Below are 15016 nucleotides of genomic sequence, written 5' to 3' on the forward strand. Positions count from 1 at the left end.
TCACCAGGGCGGATGTGATTTCCGGCAAGCGCACCGCTGGGCGTGCGTCACGTCTGGCCATCTCCACGATCAGCCGCATCCCGACCTGGTCGGCCCGGTCTGACCAGCAACGCCACATGATCAGCAGGACCTTGAACCGACCCCGGGCAGTGGGCGGACTGTGCCCGCGCAGTGGAACAACAGAACTGCCCGAAGGCTTCGGCATGGCTAACCTGGCGATCGGTGCCCGTGGCGCGGACACAGCGCGAGTTGTTCTGCCGGAACTACCAGTGGAGCGGAATGTCCGATCTGCCTGTGGACGATGAGCTATGGTGCCGACGCTACCGCCCATCCCGCACGGCCACGGCCCGCCTGGTGTGCCTCCCGCACGCGGGTGGCTCGGCAACGTTCTATCTGCCCTTCGTATCGGCTCTCAGCCCCGACGTCGACGTCGTCGCCATCCAGTACCCCGGGCGGCAGGACCGCCGTGCGGAGCAGCCATTGACGGACGTGGATGCGCTGGCGGACCGGATCCACGAAGCCCTCCTTCGGCAACCACCGCTTCCGGTCACGTTCTTCGGACACAGCCTCGGCGCCCTCATCGGCTTCGAGACCATTCGTCGGCTCGAGGCCGGCGGCAGTCCGGTGGCGCATCTGTTCGCATCCAGCCGGGGCGCCCCGTCCATGCACCGTGGTGAGAGTGTCCATCTGCGAGACGACGAGGGCATCCTGTCCGTCGTGCACTATCTGAACGGCACCGCTGCGAATGTCCTCGGCAACCAGGAAATGATGCGTGCGGCTCTGCCGTCCCTGCGTGCCGACTATCAGGCAGCCGATACCTACAGATGTGCTCCGGAAGTCACCATCGGCTGCCCTGTCACAGTCCTGACCGGCGACGCCGACCCGCAGACAACGGTTTCCGAGGCCCGCGCGTGGGAGCGGCAGACCACCAGTGCCTGTACTTTCCATACATTTTCCGGCGGGCACTTCTACATCTCGGAACAGACGGACAGCGTGATCGCATTGCTCAAGGATCACTTCGCGGAAACGGCAGACGACAACCGTCTGCCCACAGCCCGCCCTTGAAGTCTCCGAAACCGACAATCCGGTTCGGCCCCGGTCATGTCGAGGACCCCTGTCCGGCATATGCGGAGTGGCGTGCCCAGCGGCCTACCTGAAGCGACGACTACCATCCGACGTTCAACAGGTTCGACAGGGGGAGCACGTGGACCGCGCGTTCGTGGAAGCCGTTGAATCGCCGGAAGCTGCGCCCGAAGACGTAGAGTCGCTGTCGGTGCCTGAATTCTACCGGGCGGCGGTGCTGCTCAAGGACGAGCAACACATGTTCGACGGAGTTCGGGTGGCAAACCGGAACCCCGCCAAGTCGCTTCATCTGGCGGAAGTGCCCACGCCGATGCCGGGTCCTGGCGAAGTCCTGGTGGCGGCCATGGCCAGCTCCGTGAATTACAACACGGTCTGGAGCGCGATCTTCGAGCCCGTCCCCACCTTCGCGTTCCTGGAGCAGTACGCGCGCACCGGGGGGCTCGCGACCCGGCACGATCAGCCCTACCACGTCGTGGGGTCCGACCTCTCCGGGATCGTGCTGAGGACCGGGCCCGGGGTCCGACGCTGGCGCCCGGGGCAGCGGGTGGTGGCCCACTGCCTCAGCGTCGAACTGGAGGACCCCGCAGGGCACGACGACTCGATGCTCGACCCCCAGCAGCGGATCTGGGGATTCGAGACCAATTTCGGCGGGCTTGCCGAACTCGCCCTGGTCAAGGCGAATCAGCTGATGCCCAAGCCCCCGCACCTGACGTGGGAGGAGGCTGCCGTGTCCGGTCTGGTCAACTCGACCGCGTACCGGCAGTTGGTCTCCCGCAACGGGGCGAACATGCGGCAGGGGGACAACGTGCTGATCTGGGGCGCGGCAAGCGGTCTCGGTTCGTACGCCACCCAATACGCGCTCGCAGGAGGGGCGTTCCCGATCTGCGTGGTGTCGAGCCCGCGGAAGGCCGAGATCTGCCGGGAGATGGGCGCGGAGGCGATCATCGACCGCAGTGCGGAGGACTACCGCTTCTGGTCCGGGGAAGAAGGCGGCCAGAATCCCCGCGAATGGCGACGGTTCGGCCAGCGGGTCAGGGAACTGACGGGCGGCGAGGACGTGGACATCGTCTTCGAGCACCCGGGGCGCGACACCTTCGGCGCCTCCGTCTACGTCGCCAGGCGCGGGGGCACGATCGTCACCTGCGCGTCGACGACCGGCTATCTCCACGAGTTCGACAACAGGTATCTGTGGATGCACGTCAAGCGCATCATCGGATCGCACTTCGCCAACTACTACGAGGCATGGCGGGCGAACCGGCTGATCATGCGGGGCCGGATCCATCCGTCGCTCTCTCAGACGTACCCGCTGGAGCAGGTGGGCCTGGCCGCCGAGGTCGTACACGGGAACCGACACCTGGGCAAGGTGGGCGTGCTCTGCCTCGCGGACAAGGAGGGCATGGGGGTGGACGCGCCGGAGTTCCGGACCCGCCACGAGGCCCAGCTCAACCGCTTCCGCAAGCGACCGGGGTCCACGGACGCAGCCGGCTGACCGGTACAGAAGTCGCAGGCACAGGCACAGGCACAGCACAGGCCCTGGACCGCGGCCGGCCGACGCTGCCCATGGCGCCGGCCACGACAACGGCCGTCCCGCCCCGATGTGAACCCGCTGAACTCCCCGGTCCCGAGCCGCGGACCGGCACTGAGGCTCGGGCGGCGCGCATCGCGACGCCGCGGAGTTCCGAAGGACAGACCCTTAGTAGAAGGCTCGTGAAGATCTTGGGGTGGGGTTGTCCGGCCGTGGGCCGGGCAGCCCAACCTCTCACCACACGACTTCAACTGACCCGTTCTCGGCACACCACAACAACGACCAGATTGCCCCTGAGTTACCGGTATTGACCCTATGGCAGATCCGCCGTTCGCCCGGGTTCACGTGCCTTCCGACGGAGCCGCCAGCCGTGCACGTCGTCCCCGGGAAGCAACACGCTGACGGTGACCTCGACCACCGCGTTCTCCGGAATGTCGCCTCCTCGGTGGCTGATCCTCTCGACGAGCGACGCGTACTGCCCGCCCATGACCGCGAGCAGGCCGCGTAACTTCTGGATCTTCCCCGGGCCTCCGATGACCATTTTCACCTGGTTGGGCCGGTGCGGCTCCGGGAGCAGTTCCACGGCGTCCCACGCGTCGTCACCGACCCGTTCGTAGCGCACCCGGTGCTCGGTGGCGCGCTTGGTCTCCTCGCTGACCCACACGTGTCTCGCGGGGGCGACGCTGGCCAGTTGGAGGCACCGGCCGACAACTGCCGTGTCGAGACCCCGCAGTGTGCCGTCATCGAGGTGGTAGCCGAGGATCGCGTCGGTGGACACGACGGCGAACTTGACCACGGGCTCCGGCGCTCCACTGCCTGCGGCGGCGCGAACGGAGCGGGCCTCCTGCAACGCGTCGCGGATCGCCAGCGCGGCGTTGACGGCGTGATCGGGGGCGTGGCCCACGGCATCGAAGACGATCCAACTCATCGACGCCACCCTGCTGATCACCACTCCGCCGTGCCGCCCGACCTCGCGGTCCACCAGCGCGGCCACGCTGCCGAGTGCGGACGTCGACTCGGCAGCATCCTCGCCGGGCTCGCCGGCCACCTCGCTGACGACTGCCATCATGGTGGTCAACTTGCCCTCCGCGAGGGGGGCGACGGGGTCGTCCGCGCCGACCGGCCGGTGTGGCCGGGGCCCCCGGGGCCCGTCCTGGGGGGCCGCGGTCGGCCAGGGCACTCCCTTGGTGCCACTGTCGCCGAGCGCGGGTATGACACCGCCGTGCCAGTCGAGGCACACGTCCTGATTGAGGATCAGGCGTTGGAGTTCCTGGAGTTCATGGCTCGGCTCCAACCCGTGGGTCTCGATCAGCGTCACGCGGGCGCGGTGATAGACGGCAAGCGCGTCCAACTGCCGCCCGCAGCGGTACATCGCCAGCATCAGCTGTCCCACCAGGCGTTCGTGGGACAGTTCTCGTCCTGCGACGAGTTCGAGTTCCGCCAGCACCTCGCGGTGCCGCCCGCAGGCCAGTTCGGCCTCGAAAAGCTCCTCGAAGGCCACGAGATGCGTGTTCTGGACAGCGGTGGCCTCGGACCAGGCGCTACAGGTTTCGGTCAGGTCGGCGAGGACCGGGCCCCGCCAGATGTCGAGTGCGCCCCGCAGCGCCCGGCGCGCGGATTCCCAGTCGGCTTGGGCGGCGTACGCACGGCCGCGTTCTATGGTGAACATGAACAGGTTCAGGTCGATGGCGTTGGGTTCGACATGCAGCAGATACCCGGGCGTGTGGGTGAGGAGTACGGCCGGGTCGGCACTGCCGTCATCGCAGGCAAGAATTCCTCGCAGAGCGGACGCCGCATTCTGGAGCATCTTCCGCGCGGTGGGCGGAACACCGCCGGTCCACAGGGAATCCAGCAGTTTACTCGACGGAACTATCCGGTTGGCTTTTAGCAGCAGCATGCCCAGCATCGCGCGCTGTTTGATTCCGCCGAGGGGCACGACTCTGTCGTGGGAAACCACTTCCAGAGGACCCAGGATATTGAACTGCATGGTGGTCTCCCTCATCCGCGACACAGTTCGTCCAATGCTGGACAGGCCTGTAGACCGGAAGTATTCGATGGGCTGCCGGAATGGACGAACTCCCTGCCTGGTCGAGGAGTATGCGGCGCTCAAGCCGCCATCTCTGCGCAGGCGCACACCGTCGGCGGGCACGCGTGAGCATGTACGTGCCGCGCTGTATGAGGCTATGAATTTGGGATCGGATGACGGTGAATTTCGTGTTCTATAGGCCGTTCATGCCGCTGGATTCCTGACGCGGTCTTTCTGGATTCAGCGGCCGCCCGACTGTCTGGATCCCGCGCGTAGACGGCGGGTCTGTAACATCGAACGGCGCTGGGGGGCCATGGTCCTGGTGAAGGACGTCGCCTTGGGTGGTCGGGCGTAAACGCACGTTCATCCTTGCCTCCCCTGACCGGTCGTTGAGGTTCCTCGAAGGTGACGCGCAGGTGAGGGTGTCCATGCCCCGTCACCCCCTCGAACCCTTACCTGCATCCCCATCCGCATCCTCGGATAACCTCGACCAATGTAAAATCCGCGGATAACATCGACCAATGCAAATTAAATGAGGCAATATTCACGCCAGGGCGTGCCCGTAATATGGCAATAGCTATCACGGTGGGTCGAGATTCCTGTATGTGCATGATCGGGTGGAGGAGCCCGCCCGGTCCCTCGGCGCCACCCGACCGTCGACGCCGCGGGTCAGCCCGGGACGTCGGCGTCGGTGACCCGCGGAGACCTCGTCAGTGCCGCTGGCAACCTGATTGCCTCCGGATGGGCGCGTGGTGGAGCGGTGTCATTCCGGGCGGTGACCCTCGATGGCTACCTTCCCCTCATGGCAGACCGGACGACGTAGGCATCCAGCAGGGGTGCGGCTGATCGGAGACAGTGTGGTGCCTCGACCCGTGATCTGGCCTTCTGTGAGCGGTTCCTGGCCGTGACCGGTGGTGAGGGGATGGACGCGGTCGTGAATGCCCTGGCAGGGGAGTTCACGGACGCGTCGTTGGCGTTGTCGCCGCGCGGTGGTCGGTTCGTCGCGATGGGCAGGACGGACATCCGCGATGTCGCGCAGGTCGCCGAGTCCCACCCCGGGGTGGTGTATCGGGGGTGGTGTTCCTCGGCCGCGGCTGCCATGAGCGGTGCGGACCAGGGGAGTTGCCCCGCCGCGAACACGTTCCTGGACGCGCCGGCCGGTTGCCGCCGCGATCGGTGCCTGGTCGGCCGGTCGCAGGCGTGGGGGCTGCGGGACCAGGCCTCAGGGATGACCGGGCACCTGGAGGGTGCGGGTCTGTCGCGCCTGCGTCGCGGTGGCGTTCACCCGTTGACGACGGAGCAGGGCCCGGTGCTGTCCGAGGCGCTGCCGTGGTGGGTGCGCCGGTGGTGGTTCCGGCTCGTTCGGACCTGGCGGCACTGACCCGCGCCGGGGGAGTGGTGTCTCCGTTGCCGAGTGGTCCGACGGCCGGCGTTCCCGGCCGTCCCACTGCTGCCGCGGCGGCATCGGCCGCCGACGAGGATCTGTACAGGCTGGTCGAGCAAGCGTTCGAAACATACTGAACCAACCGCCGGGAACAAGGAGTGACCATGTCCGAGGTAGACAAGCTCCGCGACTACCTGAAGCGGGCCATTAACGACGGCCGGCAGCTCCAGAGCCGACTGCGCAGGCTTGAGGAGAGCATGCGCGAGCCGGTGGCCATCGTGGGGATGGGTTGCCGGTTCCCGGGCGGGGCGGAGAGCCCGGAGGACTTCTGGAGACTGCTCGCCGAGGGAGCCGACACGATGTCGGGGTTCCCCGCCGACCGGGGGTGGGACGTGGCGGGCACGCCCGACCCTGGTCCCGGTGCCGCGGCCCCAGGCTTTGCCCGGGTGGGCGGATTCCTTGCCGGGGCGGGTGATTTCGATGCGGAGTTCTTCGGGATCAGTCCGCGTGAGGCGTTGGGGACGGATCCGCAGCAGCGGCTGTTGCTGGAGACGTGCTGGGAGGCCCTGGAGGACGCGGGGATCGATCCGGCTTCGTTGCGGGGCACCGACACCGGGGTCTACGCCGGGGTCATCACGTCCGGGTACCGGGTCGGGGCGCAGGACGCCGGGGGCGGCTACGGGCTGACGGGGACCATGGCGAGTGTGGCGTCGGGCCGGGTGGCGTACTGCTTGGGGTTGCAGGGTCCGGCGGTGTCGGTGGACACGGCGTGTTCGTCGTCGCTGACGGCGATTCACCTGGCCGCGCAGGCGTTGCGGTCCGGGGAGTGCGGGGTCGCGCTTGCCGGCGGGGTCACGGTGATGGCCACCCCGTCGGCGTTCGCGGAGTTCGCGCGGCAGCGGGTACTGGGCACCGACGGCCGGTGCAAGCCGTTCGCGGAGGCGGCTGACGGCACGGGGTGGGGTGAGGGCGTCGGCGTCCTGGTCCTGGAGCGGCTGTCCGACGCTCGCCGGCTTGGGCACCGGGTGTTGGCGGTCGTGGCGGGCAGTGCGATCAACCAGGACGGGGCGTCCAACGGTCTGTCGGCGCCCAACGGTCCTTCGCAGCAGCGGGTGATCCGCCAGGCGCTGGCGAGCGCCAGGTTGCAGCCCGGCGATATCGATGTGGTGGAGGCACATGGCACCGGCACCGCGCTGGGTGACCCGATCGAGGCGCAGGCGCTGTTGGCGACGTACGGCCAGGACCGGCCGGAGGGTCGGCCTTTGTGGTTGGGGTCGGTGAAGTCGAACATCGGCCATACGCAGGCAGCCGCGGGTGTGGCGGGCGTGATCAAGATGGTGCAGGCGATGCGGCACGGCATGCTGCCGCAGACGCTGCATGTGGATGCCCCGTCCTCGCACGTGGACTGGTCGGCCGGGGCGGTGGAGCTGCTCACCCGGGCACGCCCGTGGGAAGCCGGCCCCCGTCCGCGCAGGGCCGGTGTGTCCTCGTTCGGGATCAGCGGCACCAACGTCCACCTCATCCTCGAACAGCCCCCCCAGGACGCCCTCGCCGAGTACGAGCCCGAGACCGGGACGGAGCCACCCGCGGGGCCGGCGGTGTGGGTGTTGTCGGCGCGGTCCGGGCCGGCCCTGGCCGCTCGGGCCGGCCAGTTGAGGGCCTTCGCCGCCGCCCGCCCGCAGATGACCGTCCACGACGTGGCGTTCTCGCTGGCGACGACCCGCGCCACGGGGCTGCCTCGGCGGCTGGCGGTGACCGGCAGCGACCGGGAGGAACTGCTGGCGGGCCTGGCGGCGGCAGCCGAGGGACAGGACGCGCCCGGGACGGTGACCGGGAAGGCCGGAGAACATGCGCGGCCGGTGTTCGTGTTCGCGGGGCAGGGCGGCCAGTGGGTCGGGATGGGCTTGCAACTGTGGGACGAGGAGCCGGTGTTCGCGGCGGCGATGGAGCGCTGCGCGGCGGCCCTGGAGCCGTTCGTCGCCTGGCGGCTGCGTGAGGCGCTGGGCGATGCGGAGTTGTTGGCGCGGGTGGATGTCGTTCAGCCGGCCTTGTGGTCGGTGATGGTGAGCCTGGCCGCGTTGTGGCGGGCGGCCGGGGTGGAGCCCGCCGCCGTGGTGGGCTCCAGCCAGGGCGAGATCGCCGCAGCGTGCGCGGCGGGCGGCCTGTCTCTGGAGGACGGCGCACGGGTGGTCGCCCTGCGCAGCCGGGCGCTGGCCGAGCATCTGGCCGGCGCGGGTGGGATGGTGTCGGTGCCCGCCGGGTTGGAGGAGGTGCGGGAGTGGATCGCCCGGTGGGGCCAGGACCTGTCGGTCGCGGCGGTCAACGGCCCGAGGCAGGTGGTGGTGGCCGGGACCGCGGCCGCGTGCGCGCAGTTCGCGGACGCTCATGCCGAGCGGGGCGCCCGAGCGGTCGCGACGGATGTCGCGGGTCATACCGCGCAGGCCGAGGTGGTGAAGGAGCGTCTGGCCGGAGAGCTGGCGGGGCTGGCTCCGGTCAGCGGTTCGGTGCCGTTCTACTCCACGGTCGAGGCCGCGGTGGTGGACACGGCCGGGCTGGACAGCGGGTACTGGTATCGGAACCTGCGTGAGCCGGTGCGGCTCGGCGAGGTCATCGCCGCGCTGGCGGCGGAAGGCCACCGGGTGTTCGTGGAGGTCAGTCCGCATCCGGTGCTGGGTATGGCGGTGGCGCAAGGCGGCGAGGACCTGGAGGCGGCGGCCAGTTTGCAGCGTGGCGATGGGGGCCGGGGACGGTGGCTGACCGCACTGGCCGGTGCCTGGGCGGCGGGCGCGGAGGTGGACTGGGCCGCGGTGACCGCCGACGAGGGCAAGGCCCGGAGGGTGGCGCTGCCGACGTATCCGTTCCAGCGGGAGCGCTACTGGCCGAAGGCCGTCGCTGGGCGCGGCGATGCCGTCTCAGCTGGTCAGCAGCGTTCCGGGCATGCGTTGTTGGCGGCGGCGGTGTGGCTGGCCGAGGGTGACGGGCTGGTGTTGACCGGTCGGTTGTCGCTGGCCGCGGCTCCCTGGCTGGCCGATCACGCCGTCCACGGCGTGGTGTTGCTGCCCGGCACCGCGTTCGTGGATCTCGCGATGCATGCCGGTGATCTGGCCGGGTGCGCGGTCCTGGAGGAGTTGACGCTCCAGGAGCCGCTGGTGCTGTCGGGTCAGGGCGGCGTGCAGTTGCAGGTCCGCGTCAGCGGCCGCGACGGTGGACAGCGGACCGTCACGATCTCCTCCCGTGAGGGGGAGGGCGAATGGGCTCTGCACGCGGTCGGCGTGCTGGCCCCGGTCGACAGTGAGCCGGCTCCGGCTCCGTTGGGTGCGTGGCCCCCGGCGGGTGCGGAGTCGGTTCCGGTCGGTGACGCCTACGAGCGGCTGGCCGGGCGGGGCTATCAGTACGGGCCTGTGTTCCGGGGGTTGCGTCAGGTGTGGCGGGCCGCGGACACGGTGTATGCCGAGGTCGAGCTGCCTGAAAGTACGGAGGCCGATCCGGCTGGGTTCGGGCTGCACCCCGCGCTGCTCGACGCGGGTTTGCACGGTGCCGTCGTCGCCAGCAGCAACGGCGCCGCCGACGGCAGCGGTGGTGGGGGGACGGGTTTGCCGTTCGCGTGGTCGGGTGTGCGGCTGCTGGCCGGCGGTGCCCGCCACCTGCGCGTGGTCTTGGCACCCGGGCCGGGTGGGGTGGCGGTCACGGCGTTCGACGCTGTGGGCGAACCCGTTCTGCAGGCACGGTCGTTGGTGCTGCGGGAGGTTGCGTCCGGGCAGTTGGGCGGGCTCGGCCGGATGGCCAGGCAGTCGCTGTTCACGGTGGACTGGGCCGCGCTGCCGGCCTCGCAGGCCCCGGCCGCCCGGGTCCGGTGGGCGCGGCACGGGGAGATGGCCGGGTCCGACGTCGCTCCGGTGATGGTGGCGGTGGTGCCGGCTGCCCCGTCCGGGGCGTCGGCGCCGCGGGCGGCTCAGCTGGCTGCCGCGACGGTGCTGGGTTGGGTGCGGGAGTGGCTGGCCGATCCCGGGACGGACGATTCGCGGTTGGTGGTCTGGACCCAGGGCGCGGCAGCCGGCCAGGACCTCCCCGGTGCGGCGGTGGCGGGTCTGGTCCGCTCGGCGCAGACCGAGCACCCCGGCCGGCTGCTGCTGGTCGACGTCGACCCGTCAGCCGACGTGGACCCCGGTCGCGACGCCGATGTGGACACGGTGCTGGCCGCGGTACTGGATGCCGGCGAACCCGACATCCGCATCAGCTCCGGTGACAGGGGTGTGGAGGTGTTCGGGCGGCGGTTGGCCCGGGCCGGCGCTGGAGCCGGTGAGTTGGCGTTGCCCGGTGGTTCGGACTGGCGGGTCGAGGTGACCCGGCCGGGTGACCTGGGCAGTGCCGCGGTCATTGATGCCCCCAAGGCCGACGTCGAGTTGTCGGCGGGTCAGGTCCGGGTGGGTCTGCGTGCGGCCGGGGTGAACTTCCGTGACGTGATGTACGGGCTGGGTGTGGTCGATGACGGGCGGGTACTGGGCGGGGAGGGCGCGGGGGTGGTCCTGGAGACCGGTCCCGAAGTACGCGGTCTGACGGTGGGCCAGTCGGTGATGGGTCTGGTGCAGGGGTGGGGACCGGTCGGGGTGGCGGATGCCCGGCTGCTTGCCCCGATCCCGCGGGGTTGGTCGTTCCAGCAGGCTGCGGGGGTGCCGGTCGGGTTCCTGACGGCGTTCTACGGGTTGCGGGATCTGGCCCAGGCCGGCCCGGGCCAGCGGGTGCTCATCCACGCCGGTACGGGTGGTGTGGGTACGGCTGCGGTGCAGTTGGCCAAGGCGTGGGGTTTGGAGGTCTTCGCGACCGCGAGCCCGGCCAAGCAGCACGCGCTGCGGGCGATGGGTGTGGAGGAGAGCCACATCGCCTCCACCCGTGACCTGGCCTTCTGTGAGCGGTTCCTGGCCGTGACCGGTGGCGAGGGCATGGACGTGGTGGTCAACGCGCTGGCCGGGGAGTTCACGGACGCGTCGCTGCGGCTGCTGCCGCGCGGTGGCCGGTTCGTCGAGATGGGCAAGACCGACATCCGCGACCCCGAGCAGGTGGCCCAGACCTACCCTGGAGTGGCGTACCAGGCGTTCGACACGATGGACGCCGGTGCGCCGCGGGTCGCGGAGATGCTGGCCGAACTCGGGGCGATGTTCGAGGCGGGGACGCTGACTCCGCCGCCGGTGACGTGCTTCGAGCTGTCGCAGGCGGTGGCGGCGCTGCGCCATCTCCAGGCAGCCCGGCACATCGGCAAGGTCGTGGTGAACGTCCCGGCCGAGTGGGACCCGCACGGCACGGTGCTGGTCACGGGCGGGACAGGGGCCCTGGGTGGGGAGTTGGCCCGCCACCTGGCCGGCTCCCGGGGCATGCGGCACCTGCTGCTGATGTCCCGCCGGGGCCCGGCGGCGCCGGGAGCTGCGCGCCTGGCCGCAGACCTCGCAGGCTCAGGTGCGGAAGTGCGCGTGCAGGCCGGTGATGCCGCCGATCGCACCGCTCTGGCGTCGGTGCTGGACCGGGTGGCGGCGCTCCGTCCGCTGACCGCGGTGGTGCACGCCGCCGGGGTGATCGACGACGCCACCGTGGAGTCGTTGACGCCCGCGCGGATGGTGCCGGTGCTGGCGGCGAAGGCGGATGCGGCGTGGAACCTGCACGAGCTGACCGAGGGCGCGAGCCTGGCCGGGTTCGTGTTGTACTCCTCGGCCGCGGCCGTCATGGGCAGCCCGGGGCAGGGCAGCTACGCCGCCGCGAACGCGTTCCTGGACGCGCTCGCCGTCCACCGCCGCGACCGGCACCTGACCGGCCAGTCGTTGGCGTGGGGACTGTGGGACCAGACCTCGGAGATGAGCGGACATCTGGACGGCTTGGCCCTGACCCGCCTGCGCCGCGGGGGCATCGAGCCCATGACGACCGCTCAGGGTCTGGCCCTGTTCGACGCCGCTACCGCGCTGGGTACGCCGCAGCCCATGCCGGCCCGCCTGGATCTGACCGCGCCGACCCGCGCCGGCAACCCCCTGCTGAGTGGTCTGACGGCCGGTGTTCCGGCCCGCCCCAACGCCGCCGCAGCCGTCGCGGCCGGGGGTGGGATGGCCACGCGGCTTGCCGGGCTCAGCCCAGCCGACCGCGAGCACGAGGTCCTGCAGGCCGTCCAGGCAGCCATCGCCGTCGTGCTGGGCCATGCCACGCCCGGGGACATCGACCCCGAGCGCCGCATTCGCGACATGGGCATCGACTCCCTCACCGCGCTGGAGCTCCGCAACCGACTCGCCACCGAGACCGGCCTCACCCTCCCCGCCACCCTCGTCTTCGACCACCCGACACCGGCCGAACTCGCCCGGCACCTCGCGGGAAAGTTCGACGACGAATCGGCTCCCGATGCCGGGGAATCCGCCGGGGACCCGGCCGAGGGCATCGTCAGCCAGTTCGCCCGGCTGGAGACGGCCCTCGCGAAGGGCGCGGACGTCGATGACGAGCTGCGCACCTACGCCCGCTCCCGCCTGCTGGCCCTGCTGGACATGGTGGGCTAGAAGATCACTGGAGATCGTGGCGTGAGGGCGGTTCCGCCGGTGGCGGGACCGCCCTCCGCGCTTCATGCCGAGGTCGGCGGCCTGGGCACGTCCCGGCCGGCGACCAGGGCCGACGGGCCGACCGCGTTCGCTGCCGGAAGCCGGAAGCCGGAAGCCGGCCAGTGGAGAGGGGCCGCACGCGGTGTCGTACAGGCCCGGCCCGCACGCGGCCTCCACCGCGGATCGCACCGCGGCCCGACCGTCTCCCGGGCCCGTTCCCCCGCACACACGACAGTCCGGCCCCGCGTCACCACCGCGGGCCGGAACCAGGGATTCTCAGTGATCTTCTAGCGGATGCGCAGGCGAAGGGTCTTCGGTCCGCGGGCCTGGGTCCCGCCCCAGGCCACCGCGGACGGGTTCTGGAGGCTGAAGTCCGGGATGCGCTCGAGCCAGACCTCCAGTGCGACGCGGAGTTCCATGCGGGCCAGGTGGGAGCCCAGGCAGCGGTGGATGCCCAGGCCGAACGCGGCGTGCCGGTTGGCCTCGCGGTCGATGACGACCTCGTCGGCCCGGTCGAACTGGGCGGGGTCGCGGTTGGCGGCCGGGAAGGAGAGCAGGATCCAGTCGTCGGCCTTCATGTCCACGCCACGCCAGTGCATGTCGTCCTTCACGAGCCGGGCCATGGTGACCGGCGTGAAAGCGCGGAGGAACTCCTCCAACGCGGTCGGCAGCAGCTCGGGCTCGGCCACCAGGCGCTCGCGGTCCCGCGGATTCCCCGCCAGGTGCCACAGGGATGAGCCGATGGCGCTGTAGGTGGTGCTGATGCCGGCGATGAGCAGCAGCATGACGGTGCCGATGACGTGGTTCGGTTCGAGCTTGCGGCCGTGGAGCTCCGCGTTGAGCAGGTAGCTGATGAGGTCGTCACGCGGCTGCTCGACGTGCTTGTTGACCTCCGCGAGGAGGTAGATGAACACCCTGCCCATGTGTTCGATGCGCTCGTCGCGCGATTGCTTGCCCTCGCCCTCCAACTTGGTGGCGAGCTCGTGGAACCGCTGCCTGTCCTCCGGCGGCAGGCCGAGCATGTCGCCGATGACCCGGCTCGGGATCTGTTGTGTGTAGTCGCGGGCGGCGTCGACGACGTCCCGTCCCTCGAAGCCGTCGATGAGGGAGTGGCAGTAGGCCCTCGTGCCGGGCTCGAGCCTGGCGACCGCGGTCTTGGTGAACGCCGGCAGCAGCAGCTTGCGCGCGGCGTGGTGGAACGGCGGGTCGGAGGTGATGGGCGGCGCTTCGCCGATCGGGGCCAGGTCCCGCGGCGGCCGGAACTCGCTCAGGTTGGTGCCGAGCGAGGAGAAGTGGTCGGTGTCGTAGGCGATCGCCGCGATGTCCTCGTACCGGGTCGGCACCCAGGCGCCGCCGAACCGCTCGGTGTGCGCGATGGGGCACCGCTGCCGCAGGTCGTCCATGATCGGGAAGGGATCGGCGGTCCAGCGCGGATCCAGGTGCGAGAAGTCCGTCGCCCAGTCGGTGACCGGGCCGGTGACGATCTCGCCGCGCGAGACGTGGAACCGGTCCCGGTCAGTGTGGCGGAAGTCCTTGTTGAAGCGGTCGTCGGCGGTCATCTCACGCCCCCTCCATCACGGTGATCGCCCGCTCCGGACAGCTCGCGACCGCGCGGCGGGCCGCACGCTCGTTGCCCTGCGGCACGGTGCCGTCACCGGGAACGTTGCCGTAGCCCTCGGCGTCCTCGCCGAACACGGCGGGCGCGATGTCGTAGCAGCGGCCGTGTCCCTGGCAGCGCCCGGAGTCGATCTGTACTTCCACAGTGAACCGCCCCCTTGTAGTGAAACCGATCCGCACGCCCGTGCGGCTCGGCGTGCGACGTGCCGGGTGCCGCGCCCGACCCGGCGGGATCGGCCGGGAATCGGAGGGTTGCCGTGCAGAAACACGCCGTCGATGGGTCGGCCCGCGCTCAGTCCGTACCGGCGCCGACGGCCACCGGCTCCTCGGCCCCGGCGGCCTCGGCACCCGCTGGCTGGGGCGGGACGGTGAGCTCGGAGACGCTGAGGTCCGGCACCTCCGCCACCGCCGCGAGAGCCGATTCGATGGCATCGGCCAGCGTCGGGGACGCGGTGTCGTCGATGTCCATATTCGTGACGGTGACCGCGGCGTTGGTCGGAAGCACGTCGGTGCCGAAGTCGGCAGCGCCGCCGCAAGCCAGGGCGGTCATCTCGTCCTCGGTAATCTCCCGGCTGAGAAGCAGCGAGAACACATACCCCATTGACTGTCACCTTTTCGTCTTCGTATATCGCGGATACACACTTCAGCAGGCGGACGTGTCGTCAGAGGGCGGTGTACTCGCGTCCGGCCGACCCTCGGGGATCACCGTCTCTTCGTCGTCGCCAGGCATGTCGCGCCCTCATGCTTGCTGGCGCCGCGTGGTCGCGTAAAGGGTGGTCGGCCATCACTCGGCCACTGCGGGGTAACTGTCACAC

Annotated in this window: 8 protein-coding genes; 4 read left to right on the forward strand and 4 right to left on the reverse strand. The window is 70.3% G+C overall.

The features are described from left to right. Positions 1 to 279 precede the first annotated feature (279 nt). Both LIV37_RS40065 and ccrA read left to right on the forward strand, forming a co-directional pair. The gene (locus LIV37_RS40065) at positions 280 to 1065 is read left to right on the forward strand and encodes a thioesterase II family protein (protein WP_020872756.1); all 786 of its coding nucleotides are present in this window, start codon (positions 280 to 282) and stop codon (positions 1063 to 1065) included. 154 nt (positions 1066 to 1219) lie between these two features. Further along, positions 1220 to 2572, forward strand: a complete 1353-nt coding sequence (gene ccrA / locus LIV37_RS40070) for a crotonyl-CoA carboxylase/reductase (protein WP_243146244.1) — start codon at positions 1220 to 1222, stop codon at positions 2570 to 2572. 349 nt (positions 2573 to 2921) lie between these two features. Here ccrA and LIV37_RS40075 read toward each other — a convergent pair whose 3' ends face one another. After that, complete coding sequence (locus tag LIV37_RS40075) at positions 2922 to 4595, reverse strand: BTAD domain-containing putative transcriptional regulator (RefSeq protein ID WP_158634852.1); 1674 nt, start codon at positions 4593 to 4595, stop codon at positions 2922 to 2924. 973 nt (positions 4596 to 5568) lie between these two features. On the opposite strand from LIV37_RS40075, the gene LIV37_RS40080 reads away from it, so the two are divergent. Both LIV37_RS40080 and LIV37_RS40085 read left to right on the forward strand, forming a co-directional pair. Further along, positions 5569 to 6015 carry a hypothetical protein gene (locus LIV37_RS40080; RefSeq protein WP_148717753.1) on the forward strand — a complete coding sequence of 149 codons (447 nt, stop codon included), beginning with the start codon at positions 5569 to 5571 and terminating at the stop codon, positions 6013 to 6015. 167 nt (positions 6016 to 6182) lie between these two features. Further along, positions 6183 to 12545, forward strand: coding sequence for a type I polyketide synthase (locus tag LIV37_RS40085; RefSeq protein WP_020872759.1), 6363 nt, complete (start codon positions 6183 to 6185; stop codon positions 12543 to 12545). A gap of 326 nt (positions 12546 to 12871) precedes the next feature. On the opposite strand, the gene LIV37_RS40090 is transcribed toward LIV37_RS40085, so the two are convergent. The 3 genes from LIV37_RS40090 to LIV37_RS40100 all read right to left on the reverse strand — a co-directional run bounded on the left by LIV37_RS40090 (position 12872) and on the right by LIV37_RS40100 (position 14802). Beyond that, positions 12872 to 14143 (reverse strand): cytochrome P450, encoded by a 1272-nt coding sequence (locus LIV37_RS40090; RefSeq protein WP_020872760.1) that lies wholly within the window; start codon positions 14141 to 14143, stop codon positions 12872 to 12874. A 1-nt stretch (position 14144) separates the two neighbouring features. Next, the gene (locus tag LIV37_RS40095) at positions 14145 to 14345 is read right to left on the reverse strand and encodes a ferredoxin (RefSeq protein WP_020872761.1); all 201 of its coding nucleotides are present in this window, start codon (positions 14343 to 14345) and stop codon (positions 14145 to 14147) included. 148 nt (positions 14346 to 14493) lie between these two features. Then, complete coding sequence (locus LIV37_RS40100) at positions 14494 to 14802, reverse strand: hypothetical protein (protein WP_020872762.1); 309 nt, start codon at positions 14800 to 14802, stop codon at positions 14494 to 14496. Between the last annotated feature and the right edge of the window lie 214 nt (positions 14803 to 15016).

The organism is Streptomyces rapamycinicus NRRL 5491 (assembly GCF_024298965.1).
Taxonomy (GTDB): domain Bacteria; phylum Actinomycetota; class Actinomycetes; order Streptomycetales; family Streptomycetaceae; genus Streptomyces; species Streptomyces rapamycinicus.